This window comes from Streptomyces tailanensis, assembly GCF_008386495.1.
Lineage (GTDB): Bacteria > Actinomycetota > Actinomycetes > Streptomycetales > Streptomycetaceae > Streptomyces > Streptomyces tailanensis.
Genome location: NZ_VTHJ01000037.1, coordinates 18,662 through 31,868, shown reverse-complemented (window position 1 = coordinate 31,868; position 13,207 = coordinate 18,662). Strand labels below are relative to the sequence as shown.

General features: G+C 70.0%; 14 protein-coding genes. 2 read left to right on the top strand and 12 right to left on the bottom strand.

The annotated features are described in order from the left end of the window. Positions 1-33 precede the first annotated feature (33 nt). From F3T56_RS27260 to F3T56_RS27250, 3 genes are all read right to left on the bottom strand, one after another. Positions 34-693 carry a TetR/AcrR family transcriptional regulator gene (locus tag F3T56_RS27260; RefSeq protein ID WP_149828012.1) on the bottom strand — a complete coding sequence of 220 codons (660 nt, stop codon included), beginning with the start codon at positions 691-693 and terminating at the stop codon, positions 34-36. A 106-nt stretch (positions 694-799) separates the two neighbouring features. Further along, positions 800-946: an SCO1431 family membrane protein gene (locus F3T56_RS27255; RefSeq protein ID WP_149828011.1), complete on the bottom strand. Its 147-nt coding sequence runs from the start codon at positions 944-946 to the stop codon at positions 800-802. 94 nt (positions 947-1,040) lie between these two features. Then, a complete protein-coding gene (locus F3T56_RS27250) occupies positions 1,041-2,429 on the bottom strand; it encodes a peptidase C39 family protein (RefSeq protein ID WP_149828010.1) in 1,389 nt (462 codons plus the stop codon). A gap of 143 nt (positions 2,430-2,572) precedes the next feature. On the opposite strand from F3T56_RS27250, the gene F3T56_RS27245 reads away from it, so the two are divergent. Together F3T56_RS27245 and F3T56_RS27240 are read left to right on the top strand one after the other, a co-directional pair. Further along, on the top strand, positions 2,573-3,256 hold the full coding sequence (locus tag F3T56_RS27245; RefSeq protein ID WP_149828009.1) for a uridine kinase family protein: 684 nt from the start codon (positions 2,573-2,575) through the stop codon (positions 3,254-3,256). Positions 3,257-3,691: 435 nt separating this feature from the next. Then, positions 3,692-5,560: an AAA family ATPase gene (locus F3T56_RS27240; protein WP_149828008.1), complete on the top strand. Its 1,869-nt coding sequence runs from the start codon at positions 3,692-3,694 to the stop codon at positions 5,558-5,560. A gap of 138 nt (positions 5,561-5,698) precedes the next feature. On the opposite strand, the gene F3T56_RS27235 is transcribed toward F3T56_RS27240, so the two are convergent. From F3T56_RS27235 to F3T56_RS27195, 9 genes are all read right to left on the bottom strand, one after another. After that, positions 5,699-6,787 (bottom strand): hemolysin family protein, encoded by a 1,089-nt coding sequence (locus F3T56_RS27235; protein ID WP_149828007.1) that lies wholly within the window; start codon positions 6,785-6,787, stop codon positions 5,699-5,701. Next, entirely contained in the window at positions 6,784-8,127 is a 1,344-nt protein-coding gene (locus tag F3T56_RS27230) for a hemolysin family protein (RefSeq protein ID WP_149828006.1), read from the bottom strand. Before F3T56_RS27230 ends, F3T56_RS27235 begins: the two co-directional genes overlap by 4 nt. Before the next feature lie 255 nt (positions 8,128-8,382). Beyond that, on the bottom strand, positions 8,383-8,841 hold the full coding sequence (locus tag F3T56_RS27225; RefSeq protein ID WP_149828005.1) for a PH domain-containing protein: 459 nt from the start codon (positions 8,839-8,841) through the stop codon (positions 8,383-8,385). 20 nt (positions 8,842-8,861) lie between these two features. Beyond that, positions 8,862-9,719, bottom strand: a complete 858-nt coding sequence (hisG, locus tag F3T56_RS27220; protein WP_149828004.1) for an ATP phosphoribosyltransferase — start codon at positions 9,717-9,719, stop codon at positions 8,862-8,864. A 52-nt stretch (positions 9,720-9,771) separates the two neighbouring features. Next, the gene (locus tag F3T56_RS27215; RefSeq protein ID WP_149828003.1) at positions 9,772-10,044 is read right to left on the bottom strand and encodes a phosphoribosyl-ATP diphosphatase; all 273 of its coding nucleotides are present in this window, start codon (positions 10,042-10,044) and stop codon (positions 9,772-9,774) included. 33 nt (positions 10,045-10,077) lie between these two features. Next, positions 10,078-10,563 carry a 6,7-dimethyl-8-ribityllumazine synthase gene (ribH, locus tag F3T56_RS27210; RefSeq protein WP_149828002.1) on the bottom strand — a complete coding sequence of 162 codons (486 nt, stop codon included), beginning with the start codon at positions 10,561-10,563 and terminating at the stop codon, positions 10,078-10,080. Positions 10,564-10,612: 49 nt separating this feature from the next. After that, positions 10,613-11,947 carry a bifunctional 3,4-dihydroxy-2-butanone-4-phosphate synthase/GTP cyclohydrolase II gene (locus tag F3T56_RS27205; protein WP_149828001.1) on the bottom strand — a complete coding sequence of 445 codons (1,335 nt, stop codon included), beginning with the start codon at positions 11,945-11,947 and terminating at the stop codon, positions 10,613-10,615. Further along, entirely contained in the window at positions 11,944-12,576 is a 633-nt protein-coding gene (locus F3T56_RS27200) for a nicotinamide mononucleotide transporter family protein (RefSeq protein WP_149828000.1), read from the bottom strand. The genes F3T56_RS27205 and F3T56_RS27200 overlap by 4 nt, the downstream gene beginning before the upstream one ends. Further along, a complete protein-coding gene (locus F3T56_RS27195; RefSeq protein WP_149827999.1) occupies positions 12,573-13,193 on the bottom strand; it encodes a riboflavin synthase in 621 nt (206 codons plus the stop codon). Before F3T56_RS27195 ends, F3T56_RS27200 begins: the two co-directional genes overlap by 4 nt. Positions 13,194-13,207 lie beyond the last annotated feature (14 nt).

Genomic DNA, 13,207 nt, shown 5'->3' with positions numbered 1-13,207 from the left:
GGCGGAGGCCGGCGGCCTGCCTCCGCCCCTGGCTCAGCCGTCGCGGCGGGCGGGTCCCGGGGCGACGTAGGCCGGTTCGATCTCCTCGATGGCGCGCAGGGCGCCGCCCAGCATCTTGACCAGTAGTTCGCACATGGTGTCGCGGGACAGGTCGGGGCGGTCGATCCAGTCGAGGGTGGCACCCTCCACCGCGCACACCCAGCCGAAGAGGCCCATGCGGACCACCGGCGTGATGTCGCTGCTGCCGTACGCGCCTTCGGCGATGGTGGCGACGATCACCTCGCGGACGCCGTCCCGGATGGCGTGCACCTGAGTGTCGAAGCCGATGCCGCCGCTGACGATCGTGCGGTAGGCGGCCTGGTTGTCCTCGGCGTAGCGCAGATAGCAGTCAATGGTGCGGTGCACCCGCTCCACGGACGGCAGTTGGACGCCGCTCGCGGCGAACGTGATCAGGTCGGCCACCGAGTCCTCGACGATCGCGAGGTAGTAGCCGCGCTTGGACTTGAAGTAGTAGTAGATCAGCCCCTTGGCCACGTGCGCCTGCCGGGCGATGTCGTCCATCGACAACGTGTCGTACGAGGTGTCGGCGAACAACTTCCGCCCGATGGAGATGAGTTCGGCGCGGCGCGCTAAGGAGCGGTCGGTGCCGCGCGCCCGCGGTGCTTCGACCCCACGCTGTTGACTACTATTCAATTTCGGTCCTGGTCTCCAACTGCCCGGCGGGACACCCGCAGTATGGCAGACCCGTACCACCAGCTTGTTCGACTCCGATCGACAGATTCGAGCGGGCGGAATCAGGTCACAGCAGACCCAGCTGGGTCACGAGCATCGCGAGGACCACGACAAGGGTCCAGCCCATGATGTGCTCGACGATCTTCGGGCCGTCGTCCTTGGGGCCGCCGGTTCGGGTACGGACGCGGGTGGCGGTGGCGGAGGTCGCGGTCATGTCGGCTCGCTGGTGTGGTCGGTGTGCGGCGGAATCCCCCCACCATGTCCGTCCACCTTGCCACCGGCCGCGGCGGTCGCGGCCGAGAGGTTGGTCACACACGCACTCCCACCGCCGCGAGGGCGGCGCGCTGGCGGGGCGTGGGGCGGGCCGGGAAGTACAGGTAGCAGACGCCGCCGGTGCCGGAGACGACCTTGCCGGAGGCGTTGTACCGCTTGGTCCGCAGCCAGATGTTCTCCCACTCGCGCCGCCGGTAGACCCGGCGCACCGCCTCGTTGGTCGGCGAGTTCGGGTCGCCCGCGATGACGTCTCCGTCGGCGGTGAAGCCGATCACCGTCATCAGATGGCCGGCCGTGCCGTAGCCCGCCCCTGTCAGCTCCTCGGCGAGGAACGACTGGGAGGTGATCGCCGGGATGCCCGCCGCGATCAGCGTCTCCAGGTCGGTGAGCGAGCCCAGCCGGGTCACCACGCCCTGGAGATCCTTGTACGTGGCGGCGTACGCGGCGTTGAAGGGCCAGTTGCCGCAGCCCTCGTACTGGTAGTCGTAGGTGAACCGGGCGGCGTGGCACACCTGCGGGTCGGCGTAGTCCGGGTTGACCCAGGCCAGGTCCTCGGCGCTCGGCTTCCGCCCCCAGTACTCGATGATCATCTGCGAGGAGGTGGGGCTGCACCAGGCCTCACCGCCGTTGTCGTACTCGGGGTACTGACCCTTGTGGGTCTCCTGGGAGTAGCGCGGGACCTTCAGCTCCCTGGCAAGCCCGGGCGTGGAGGCCGGGACGGTGAAGCGGTCGGGGATGTCGGAGCCCATGGCGCCGAGTCGCCACACCTTGGGGGTGACGCCGGTGCGCGGTGTGCGGTGGAGGGTCAGGCGCAGCCGGTACGAGACGAGGCGCAGGCCCGTGGCCGGGTCGTCGATGGCGAAGGTGTCGGTCCAGACGCTGCTCTTGCCGTCCTTCTGGCCGTCGACGGACGTCCGCCGGATGTCCTGGTCACCGGCCGCCCACCGGCCCAGCACATACCAGGGCGTGTCCGTGCCGTCGGAGTACGTGCCCTTCAGTTCGATCTCGACCCAGGTGCCGTCGGGGGTGTGCGCGTTCCAGGACGCGATGACCTCGGTGGCGGGGACCGAGAGCCGGTGGACCGGAGACGTCCAGGTCGCGTACTCCCAGGTGGCCGTCCGGCCGGTGTGCGGGTCGGTGTAGTCGGTGGTGCCGGCCGGCGTGGCGATCACCAGCCCCGGCCGCTGCCCCGCCGTCGCCCGGGTGCCCTTCCCTGTGCCGGCGCGCCAGTCGGCGTACGAGGTCCAGGCGTGGTGATCCACGAGGCGTTCCGGTGCTTTCGCGGGACCGGCGGGGGCTTGGCCCTGGCCGCTCGTGGTGTCGGCGGCGGCCTGGCCCGCGGCTCCTCCGGCCGCCGCGGCGGTGGCGGTGGCGACGGCTGCGGCGAGGACGGTCCTGCGGGAGGGCTCGGAAAGTCTCGACATGTGCGGGTGACCCCCAGTGGTCCGGACGGAACGGTTCAAACGCACGGCTGTTCGCCAACTATGGACGCCGGAAGCGGACTTCTGCCAGCACCTCGGGCCTCGCCACGCCCGCCAATATTGGTCCACACCACTGGCGTACCCCGATGCCGCGCGCCACGGTGTTCAATTCCCCTGTGCACGCCTCGCCCACCCCCGAAGACCCCGCCGTCCGTGATCTCGCCGACCGGTTGCGGCTGCTGCCGCCCTCCTGCGGGCCGGTCCGGCTGGTCGGGGTCGACGGGCACGCGGGCTCCGGGAAGAGCACCTTCGCCGAGCGGCTGGCCGGCGCGCTCGGGGGCGCCCCGGTGCTGCACCTCGACGACATCGCCACGCACGAGGAACTGTTCACGTGGACCGGGCGCCTGCTGAGCCAGGTGATCGAGCCGCTGCGGCACGGCGAGACCGCGCGCTATGCCCCGTACGACTGGCGCGAGCGCGCCTTCGGTTCCGTGCGCGCCCTGCCGCCCGCGCCGGTGGTCATCGTCGAGGGGGTCGGCGCGGGCCGTCGCGCGTTGCGTCCGTATCTGGCACGGCTGGTGTGGATGGAGTTGCCGGACGAGGAGGCCTGGGCGCGCGGGCGCTCACGGGACGGGGCGGAGCAGAGCGAGTTCTGGGTCGGCTGGGTCCGGGCGGAACGGCGGCACTTCGCCGAGGACCCCTCCCGACCGTTCGCCGATGTGCTGATTCGGCCGGGACTCACGGGGTACGAGGTGCTCATAGGACCGTCGAGGGCACCAGAATCTGGGCCGCACCTCACTCAGGGTGACGATCCATCCGCAATGTGCTGAACTTGTGAAGGATCTTGCCCGAGAAGTTTCTTGAGTGCTTCAACTCGGCTTGACCCGGGGCCCTTACAGGACTTACGTTCTCAATGTGCGGCTATTCGAAGCCGCCCACCTACGCGAAGCCCCCGGTTGTTCCCCCGTGATCGGGGGCTTCGTTCTGCCCTCTGGCGCCTTTCCGGCACGGCCCGGTGCACGATTCATTCACCCTCGGTCACCGTCCGCTATGCGCCCCGTCTGCTCCCACCTCGTGATTCGAGCACTGCGGCACCCTTCGATGGGCGACCGACCCGCAGGTACGATGCCCTCGGTGCGACATTCGGACGGTTGCGGAAAACGCACCGGCGCAACTCCCGTCCGCGGCACAGCGGTTCGACGAAGGCTGCCGACGGGCACCGGCCCGTTCGGTTTCCAACGGGGGCACGGTTTGTGGGGGACGTGATGGACTTCGGCTCGCGGGGCCCCGAGGCCCCGGCCGACCTCGCCTGGCTGCGAGGCGTGGACGCCTACACCATGGGCGCGTATCCGCAGGCGGAGGAGGAGTTCCGCGCCGCGGTGCGGATGGATCCCGGGATGGCCGACGGCTGGCTCGGGCTGCACGCGCTGCGGGTGGACACGACGACCGCGCTGCTGCGGATGTTCCGGCACCGGGAGCGCTTCGGGGAGCAGCGCACCCGTCATCGGCGCACCCTCAACTCCTGGTACTGGCTGGGCTGGTGGGTTCAGCCGGTGCTCGAAAGCCCGCGTGATCTGCTCCTCGCGCACGCCTCGCACTGGCTGGACGGCCGCCATGTCCCCGAGCTGGACCGGGCGCTCGCGGGGCTGCCGCCGGTCGACACCGACCACCACGTGCGCTTCCTGCACGCCTGCCGCGCGTACCTCGTCAAGGACTGGGAGCAGCTCGTCCGGCACACCGATCCGCTGCTCGACGACCCGATGCTGGGCATAGAGGCCGGCCTGTTCGGGGGAATGGCCCGGGTCCGCCTGGAGACGTACGGCCAGGCCGAGCCGCTACTGTCCGCCGCGCTGATGCGCTGTCGCAGCGAGCAGCCACAGCGCAAGGAGCTGCGGTACTGGCTGGCCCGCGCCCACGAGGGCACGGGACGCAGCGCCGCCGCGCTGCCGCTCTACCGTGCCGTGCACCGGGTCGACCCCGCCTTCATGGACACCTCCGCGCGGCTCGCGGCCATCGCCGAGGGGGACGGGTATGACGACCCGGCCGACTTCGCGGCGATCGCGCTCGGCGGGGCCGGGCAGGATCTGCTCGACGGGGCCGACGGTCTGGATCCGCTCTTCGACCCCGAGGGGCGGGACCTGAAGCTCTCCGATCCCGGGCTGCCGCCGCCGGGCGGGCTGCCGCCCGAGGCCGGCGACACGTTCGTACGCGAGAAGTCCGTGGCGCCGGTGGATCCGCTACCCTCCGGGCCGACCGATCCCGAGCTGCTGGAGGAGGCGCTCGCGGAGCTGGAGCGGATGGTCGGGCTGGAGCCGGTGAAACGGCAGGTCAAGGCGTTGTCCGCGCAGCTGAACATGGCGCGGTTGCGGGCGGGGCAGGGGTTACCCGTCCAGCCGCCCAAACGGCACTTCGTCTTCTCCGGCCCGTCCGGGACCGGGAAGACGACCGTGGCCCGAATACTCGGTCGGGTGTTCTACGCGCTCGGGTTGCTGGGCGGCGACCATCTCGTCGAGGCCCAGCGGGCGGACCTGGTGGGCGAGTACCTCGGCCAGACCGCCGTGAAGGCCAACGAGTTGATCGACTCGGCGATCGGTGGCGTGCTGTTCGTGGACGAGGCGTACTCGCTGTCCAACTCCGGGTACGGCAAGGGCGACGCGTACGGCGACGAAGCGCTGCAGGTGCTGTTGAAGCGCGCCGAGGACAACCGGGACCACCTTGTCGTGATCCTCGCCGGGTATCCGGAGGGCATGGACCGGCTGCTGGCCGCGAACCCGGGGCTTTCCTCCCGCTTCACGACGCGCGTCGACTTCCCCTCTTACCGTCCTCTGGAGCTCACCTCCATCGGAGAGGTCCTCGCCGCCGAGAACGGGGACGTGTGGGACGAGGAGGCCCTCGACGAGCTGCGCTCCATCTCCGGGCATGTCGTCGACCAGGGGTGGATCGACGAGCTCGGCAACGGGCGGTTCCTGCGGACGCTGTACGAGAAGAGCTGCGCGTATCGGGATCTGCGGCTGTCGGGGTATCCGAGCATTCCGACGCGTGACGATTTGTCGACTCTTCGGCTGCCGGATCTGATGCAGGCGTACGGGGAAGTGCTGTCGGGTCGGGGGCCGCAGGATCCTTCGGCGATGTGAGTGAGGGCGGGTCTTCCAGGGGATCTTCGCCTCCGCCGCCCCTACCGTCCTTCCCCCGCTCGAGCGAAGCCGAGAGTGGGGGAAGGACGGGTAGGGGCGGCGGAGGCGAGAAAAATCCCCGGCCGCCCCCAGAGGCGGTCAGCTGGCCAGGGCCTCCTCCGGGGTCTCGCTTCCCCTCGGCTCCGTCACGCGGACCGGCGGGGCCTCCCGGTGGGCCGGGTCTCGGACCTCGCCGACCAGGAGTTCCAGGACGTCCTCCAGGGCGACAAGACCCAGCACCTTGCCGGAGGCGTCGGCGACCTGGGCCAGGTGGGTGGCGGCGCGGCGCATGACCGTCAGGGCGTCGTCCAGAGGAAGTTCCGCCCTGAGGGTGGTCATGGGGCGCCAGACCTGTTGGGGGACCGCGCGGTCGGAGTCCTCCAGGTCGAGGACGTCCTTGACGTGGAGATAGCGCCCCATGAACGCGCCGGTCTCCGCCACCACCGGGAAGCGGGAGTAACCCGTACGGGCCGTCAGCGCCACCACCTGGGCCGGGGTCACCGAGGGCCCCACCGTCACCAGGGAGTCGCGCTTCAGCAGGACGTCCGTCACCGGGCGAGAGCCCAGTTCGAGGGCGTCCTCCAGGCGTTCCTGCTCCTCGGGGTCGAGCAGCCCGGCCTGCCCGGAGTCCTCGACCAGCCGGACCAGTTGGACACTGGTGAAGACGGCCTCCACCTCGTCCTTGGGCTCGACACGGAAGAGCTTCAGCACGACGCGGGCGCAGGCGCCGAGGCCGATCGTGACCGGCTTGCAGAGCCTCGCGAAGGCCACCAGCGCGGGGCTCAGCCAGAGCGCCGTCTTCTCCGGCGCGGCCATCGCCAGGTTCTTCGGCAGCATCTCGCCGATGACGAGGTGGAGGAACACGACCACCGCCAGCGCGATCACATACCCGAGGGGATGGATCATGCCGTGCGGCAGATGGATCGCCTCGAACACCGGCTCCAGCAGCTTCGCCACCGTCGGCTCGGCCACCGCGCCGAGCGTCAGCGAGCAGACGGTGATGCCGAACTGGGCCGCCGCCATCATCTGGGGCAGATTCTCCAGACCGTAGAGGACCTGCCTGGCCCGGGCTGTCCCCAGCGGTTCGATCTGACTGCGGCGGACGGAGACCAGGGCGAACTCGGCGCCGACGAAGAACCCGTTGGCGAGCACGAGGAGCAGGGCGAACAGAAGTTGGAGCACGCTCATCGGGCCGCCTCCACCACGGTGAGGGGATCCGTGGCGGGAGCCGTCCGTACGAGTCGTACGCGCTCTGCCCGGTAGTGCCCGACTTGCCGCACCGCCAGCCGCCAGCCCGGCAGCTCGGCCCGGTCGCCGGGGGCGGGGATACGGCCGAGCAGGTCGGCGACGAGGCCCGCGACCGTCTCGTACGGGCCTTCCGGGACGTCGAGGCCTATGCGCTGGAGCACATCGACGCGGCAGCTGCCTGCGACGTCCCAGGCGGGGCGGCCGTCCTCGGGCGGGGCGGCGGCGAGTTCGGGCAGGTCGTGCCCGTCGTGCTCGTCGCGCACCTCGCCGACGAGTTCCTCGACGATGTCCTCCAGGGTGACGACGCCCGCCGTACCGCCGTATTCGTCGACGACGACCGCGATGGGCTGTTCGCTGCGCAGCCGGGCCAGGAGCGGCTGCACGGGCAGCGTCTCCGGCACGAGCAGCGGGGCCTTGGCGATATGGCCGACCGGGGTGTGCAGCCGGTCCTGGGAGGGGATCGCGAGGGCGTCCTTGAGGTGGACCATGCCGACGATCTCGTCGATCCGCTCCCGGTAGACGGGGAAGCGGGACAGGCCCGTGGCGCGGGTCAGGTTGACCACGTCCTCGGCGGTGGCCGACGACTGCAGGGCGCTGACCTTCACGCGGGGCGTCATCACGTTCTCCGCGGTCAGCTCGCCCAGCGACAGCGTGCGTACGAAGAGATCGGCCGTGTCCTGTTCCAGGGCGCCGGCCTGGGCCGAGTGGCGGGCCAGGGAGACCAGTTCGCCGGGGGTGCGGGCGGAGGCCAACTCGTCGGTGGGCTCGACGCCGAAGGCGCGGACCAGGCGGTTGGCGACCGCGTTGAGGCCGGCGATCACCGGGCGGAACAGGCGGGAGAAAACGTGCTGGGGGCCCGCGACGAAGCGGGCGACCTGCATCGGCCTCGACACCGCCCAGTTCTTGGGCACCAGTTCGCCGATCACCATCTGCACGGCGGAGGCCAGCAGCATGCCGACGCCCACGGAGACACCGGACACGGCGCCTTCGGGTATGCCGATGGCGGTGAAGGGGCCGTGGAGTATCTCCGCGAGCGCCGGTTCGGCGAGCATGCCGACGACGAGGGAGGTGATGGTGATGCCGAGCTGGGTGCCGGAGAGCTGGAAGGACAGCTCCTTGAGCGCGCCCACCACCTTGTGGGCTCGGCGGTCGCCCTCGGCCGCGGCCTTCTCGGCCTCCGCCCGCTCGACCGTCACCAGGCCGAACTCGGCCGCCACGAAGAAGCCGTTGGCGAGAATCAGGAGGAACGCCGCCGCGAGAAGCAGCAGGGGGATGGTCATGCCGCCGCCTCGGTATCTCGGGAGGGGGCGGCGCAGGTACTACAGGACGATCCGTCCATCGCTGGAAGGAGTCACTCCTCGAATAGCAGGGGGCCTCTGAAGTACCAAGTGGCACAACAGCGGCGGAGGCGCGACGAAAGCGCCTCCGCCAACAGATTAATCAAGACATGGGCCGATGCGGCAGGGGCGAAGGCCCTAAGACAGCCCCGAGTCGGCCCTGATCTTGCTCAGGGTCACCCCCGACGCCGTACGGAGTCAGCCCTGACGCTGCTCCGGCTCGGCCACCGAACGGGACTCGACCAGCGTACGAAGGGTATGGGCGTCCTCGATCGCGCGCTGTTTGGCGATGCCCGGCTGGATGCCGAGCGCCGGCAGGCTGGTTCCGTCGGTGAGGTCGAGGAAGACCCACGGGTCACCGGCACGCAGGTTCACCTGGACGATCTCCGCCCAGTCCAGGTGCCGCTTCCCGGCGATGTTGACGACGGTGACCCCGGCCTCGTCGGCCACCACCTTGGGCCGGGACAGCACGCCCAGCACGCCGGCGAACATGGCCGCGGTGAACACGAAGCTGAGCCGCTCCGCCGGGCCGAGCGTCGGCAGCAGCAGCGCGACCGCCGTGATGACCACGAAGATCGCGCCGGCGGCGGTCAGCAGCACGGCCCGGGTACGGCCCGGCCGAAAAGTGACGGGCAGGGCAGGCAGTTCGTCCGACATGGCGTACGACTCCCCGGTGCTCAGAGGCGGCAGGCGTGGATGGCGGTGGTGAGGATGGCCCGGGCGCCGATGTCGTACAGGTCGTCCATGATCCGCTGGGCCTCCTTGGCCGGGACCATGGCGCGCACGGCGACCCAGCCCTCGTTGTGCAGCGGCGAGACGGTCGGGGACTCCAGGCCCGGCGTGAGCGCGACGGCCTTCTCCAACTGCTCGACGCGGCAGTCGTAGTCCATCATCACGTACGTCCGGGCCACGAGGACGCCCTGGAGGCGGCGCAGGAACTGCTGCACCTTGGGCTCGTTCTCCGAGGTGGTGTCCGCGTCGACCCGGCGGATCACGACGGCCTCGGACTTCATGATGGGCTCGCCGATGACTTCCAGGCCCGCGTTGCGCAGCGAGGTGCCGGTCTCGACGACGTCGGCGATGACCTCGGCGACGCCCAGCTCGATGGCGGTTTCGACGGCGCCGTCGAGGTGGACGACGGAGGCGTCGATGCCGTTGTCGGCGAGGTGCTTGGCGACGATGCCCTCGTAGGAGGTGGCGACCGTCATGCCGTTCAGGTCCTCGACGCCGTTCGCCGTGCCGGGCTTGGTGGCGTAGCGGAAGGTGGAGCGGGCGAAGCCGAGCGGCAGGATCTCCTCGGCGTTGGCGCCGGAGTCGATCAGCAGATCGCGGCCGGTGATGCCGATGTCGAGGCGGCCGGAGGAGACGTAGATCGCGATGTCGCGGGGGCGGAGGTAGAAGAACTCCACCTCGTTCTCCGGGTCGACGATCCGCAGCTCCTTGGACTCCCGGCGCTGCTGGTAGCCGGCCTCATGCAGCATCTCCCCCGCAGGGCCGGACAGGGAACCCTTGTTGGGGACGGCGATGCGCAGCATGAGGCGAGCTTCCTTCGTTCGTATGTACGGGTTGTGGGTGCGGGGTTACGGCTCAGAGGCGGGCGTACACGTCGTCCAGGGAGATGCCGCGGGCGACCATCATCACCTGGACGTGGTACAGCAGCTGCGAGATCTCCTCGGCGGCCGCTTCCTTGCCCTCGTACTCGGCGGCCATCCAGACCTCGGCGGCCTCTTCGACGACCTTCTTGCCGATGGCATGGACGCCCTTCTCGACCAGCTCCGCGGTACGGGAAGTGGCGGGGTCGCCGTGGGCGGCCTTCTGCTGGAGCTCGGTGAAGAGCTCCTCGAACGTCTTCTTGGACATGATGTGCTCAGGCTAGACCAAATACTAGGTTCGTCAGCGCCAGGGTTCAGATACTGAGCGGAGGGTGGCCGCCGTCGCCACGGCCGCCGTCACCGCCTCGTGCCCCTTGTCCTCGTTGGAACCCTCGATGCCCGCGCGATCCAGGGCCTGCTCCTCGGTGTCGCAGGTCAGCACGCCGAAGCCGATGGGGACGCCGGTGTCGACGGAGACCTGGGTGAGGCCCTGGGTGACGCCCTGGCACACGTACTCGAAGTGGGGGGTGCCGCCGCGGATGACGACGCCGAGGGCGACGATCGCGTCGTAGCCGCGGCCGGCGAGGACCTTGGCGACGACGGGGAGCTCCCAGCTGCCGGGGACCCGGAGCAGGGTGGGCTCGTCGATACCGAGGTCGCGCAGGGCGCGCAGGGCGCCCTCGACGAGGCCGTCCATCACCTTGTCGTGCCACTGGGCCGCGATGACCGCGACGCGCAGGTCGCCGACGTTGCTGACGGACAGTTCGGGTGCGCCCTTGCCGCTCACGTTGCTCCTTGGTTCCTGAATCTCGTACGAGCTGGTCTTGCTGTCGTTGCTACTGATTACCGCAGGTGGACGCGGTGGTCGTGTCCAGCCAGGGCAGGTCGTGTCCCATCCGGTCCCGCTTGGTGCGCAGATAGCGGAGGTTGTGCTCGCCCGCGCGGACGGGCATCGGCTCGCGGTCGGTGACCGTGAGGCCGTGCTGAACGAGGGCGTCGGTCTTCTCGGGGTTGTTCGTCATGAGCCGGAGGCTGCGGACGCCGAGGTCCTTGAGGATCTGCGCGCCGGCGCCGTAGTCCCGGGCGTCGGCGGGCAGACCGAGCTCCAGGTTGGCGTCGAGGGTGTCGCGGCCGAGCTCCTGGAGTTCGTACGCGCGCAGCTTGGACATCAGTCCGATACCGCGTCCCTCGTGGCCGCGCAGATAGACGACCACGCCGCGGCCCTCGGTGACGATGTGCCGCATGGCCGTCTCCAACTGGGGGCCGCAGTCGCAGCGCAGGGAGTGGAAGATGTCGCCGGTGAGGCATTCGGAGTGGACGCGGACGAGGACGTCCTCGCCGTCGCCGAGCTCGCCGTGGACGAGGGCGACGTGCTCGACGCCGTCGACGGTGGAGCGGTAGCCGTACGCCGTGAAGTCACCGAAGGCGGTGGGCAGTTGGGTCTTCGCCTCGCGCTTGACGGTGGGCTCGGAGGAGCGGCGGTAGGCGATCAGATCCTCGATGGAGATGATCGTCAGGCCGTGCTTGCGGGCGAACGGGATCAGCTCGGGCAGGCGCAGCATGCGGCCGTCCTCGCCGGCGATCTCGACGATCGCGCCGGCCGGGCGCAGGCCCGCGAGGCGGGCGAGGTCGACGGCGGCCTCGGTGTGGCCGTTGCGCGCGAGGACGCCGCCGGGGCGGGCGCGCAGCGGGAAGATGTGGCCGGGGCGGACGAAGTCGTCCGCCTGGGCCGTGCCGCTCGCCAGGAGTTGGAGGGTGGTGGCGCGGTCGGAGGCGGAGATGCCGGTGGTGACGCCGTGCTGGGGCGCGGCGTCGACGGTGACGGTGAACGCGGTGCGCATCGACTCGGTGTTCTGCTGCACCATCTGGGGCAGTTCGAGCCGGTCGAGTTCGTCGCCCTCCATGGGGGCGCAGATCATGCCCCGGCACTCGCTCATCATGAAGGCGATGATCTCGGGGGTGGCCTTCTCGGCGGCGATGACGAGGTCGCCCTCGTTCTCGCGGTCCTCGTCGTCGACGACCACGACCGGGCGGCCGGCGGCGATGTCGGCGATGGCCTGCTCGATGGGGTCGAGCCCGAAGTTCTCGATGTCGTCAGTGCCGTAGTCGTCAGTGCCGTAGTCGTCGTTGCTGTAGTCGTCGGTGCTGTACCGGATCGGCGCCGTGGTCATGCCGGGGCTCCTTCCAGGGCGGGCTTGCGCGAGCGCAGCCACCAGTCGCGCATGCCCCACAGGACGAGCGCGCCGTAGATGATGTAGACGAAACCGGAGAAGGCGTAGCCGTTGGCGAAGTTGAGCGGGACGCCCACGAGGTCGACCAGCAGCCAGGCGAACCAGAACTCGACCATGCCGCGCGCCTGGGCGTACATGGCGACGATGGTGCCGGTGAAGATGTACGCGTCCGGCCAGGGGTCCCAGGACAAACTGGGGTACGCGGTGAAGAGGCCGCCGACGGCAAGGGTGCCGAGTACGGCGCCGGCGATGAGGTAGCCGCGTTCGCGCCAGGTGGCGAAGCGTGGGGCGATGGCGCCGTCCGCCGTCTGCCCCTTGGTGCGGTTCCACTGCCACCAGCCGTACGCGGCGACGGCCATGACGATGACCTGCTTGCCCGCGCTGCCGGTCAGGTGCCCGGCGAAGGCGCCGAAGAGGATGAGGCCGGAGAGGAACTGCACGGGCCAGTTCCACAGGGACCGTATGGCGCCGAGGGCGAGGGCGATCAGGCCGAGGATGTTGCCGATCATGTCCGACCAGAGGATCTGCTGGCCGAACGCCGTGAAGGCGACGGAGTTCAGCGAGTTCACTGCGCCGTCCCCGGAACGCCGGCTGTGCCCTGCGTGCCCAGCAGCCGCTCGACGTACTTGGCGATGACGTCGACCTCGAGGTTGACCGGGTCGCCGGGCTGCTTACGGCCGAGCGTGGTCAGGTCGAGGGTGGTGGGGATAAGGCTGACGGTGAAGTAGTCGGGGCCGGCGTCGACGACGGTGAGGCTGATGCCGTCGACGGTGATGGAGCCCTTCTCGACTACATACCGGGTCAGGTCCGCGGGGAGGGAGATCTTCACGATCTCCCAGTTCTCGGACGGCTTGCGCTCGATGACCTGGCCGGTGCCGTCGACGTGACCCTGCACGATGTGGCCGCCGAGGCGCTCGCCGACGGCCATGGGGCGTTCGAGGTTGACGCGGGAGCCGACGGTCAGGGCGCCGAGGCTGGAGCGCTCGAGGGTCTCGGCCATGACGTCGGCGGTGAACCAGTCGTCCTCGTGCTCGACGACCGTGAGACAGACGCCGTTGACGGCGATGGAGTCGCCGTGGCGCGCGCCCTGCGTGACGACCGGTCCACGCAGACGGAAGCGGGAGGAGTCGCCGAGCTTCTCGACGGCGGTGACCTTACCCAGCTCTTCGACGATTCCGGTGAACACTTCCCGGGTCCTCC

Bases quoted from the DNA above. Each gene is read 5' to 3' on its own strand.
- F3T56_RS27235 (WP_149828007.1), bottom strand. From the start codon at position 6,787: ATGAGCGTGCTCCAACTTCTGTTCGCCCTGCTCCTCGTGCTCGCCAAC.
- F3T56_RS27240 (WP_149828008.1), top strand. From the start codon at position 3,692: ATGGACTTCGGCTCGCGGGGCCCCGAGGCCCCGGCCGACCTCGCCTGG.
- F3T56_RS27230 (WP_149828006.1), bottom strand. From the start codon at position 8,127: ATGACCATCCCCCTGCTGCTTCTCGCGGCGGCGTTCCTCCTGATTCTC.
- hisG (WP_149828004.1), bottom strand. From the start codon at position 9,719: ATGCTGCGCATCGCCGTCCCCAACAAGGGTTCCCTGTCCGGCCCTGCG.
- F3T56_RS27245 (WP_149828009.1), top strand. From the start codon at position 2,573: ATGCCGCGCGCCACGGTGTTCAATTCCCCTGTGCACGCCTCGCCCACC.
- F3T56_RS27255 (WP_149828011.1), bottom strand. From the start codon at position 946: ATGACCGCGACCTCCGCCACCGCCACCCGCGTCCGTACCCGAACCGGC.
- F3T56_RS27205 (WP_149828001.1), bottom strand. From the start codon at position 11,947: ATGACCACGGCGCCGATCCGGTACAGCACCGACGACTACAGCAACGAC.
- F3T56_RS27225 (WP_149828005.1), bottom strand. From the start codon at position 8,841: ATGTCGGACGAACTGCCTGCCCTGCCCGTCACTTTTCGGCCGGGCCGT.
- F3T56_RS27215 (WP_149828003.1), bottom strand. From the start codon at position 10,044: ATGTCCAAGAAGACGTTCGAGGAGCTCTTCACCGAGCTCCAGCAGAAG.
- F3T56_RS27250 (WP_149828010.1), bottom strand. From the start codon at position 2,429: ATGTCGAGACTTTCCGAGCCCTCCCGCAGGACCGTCCTCGCCGCAGCC.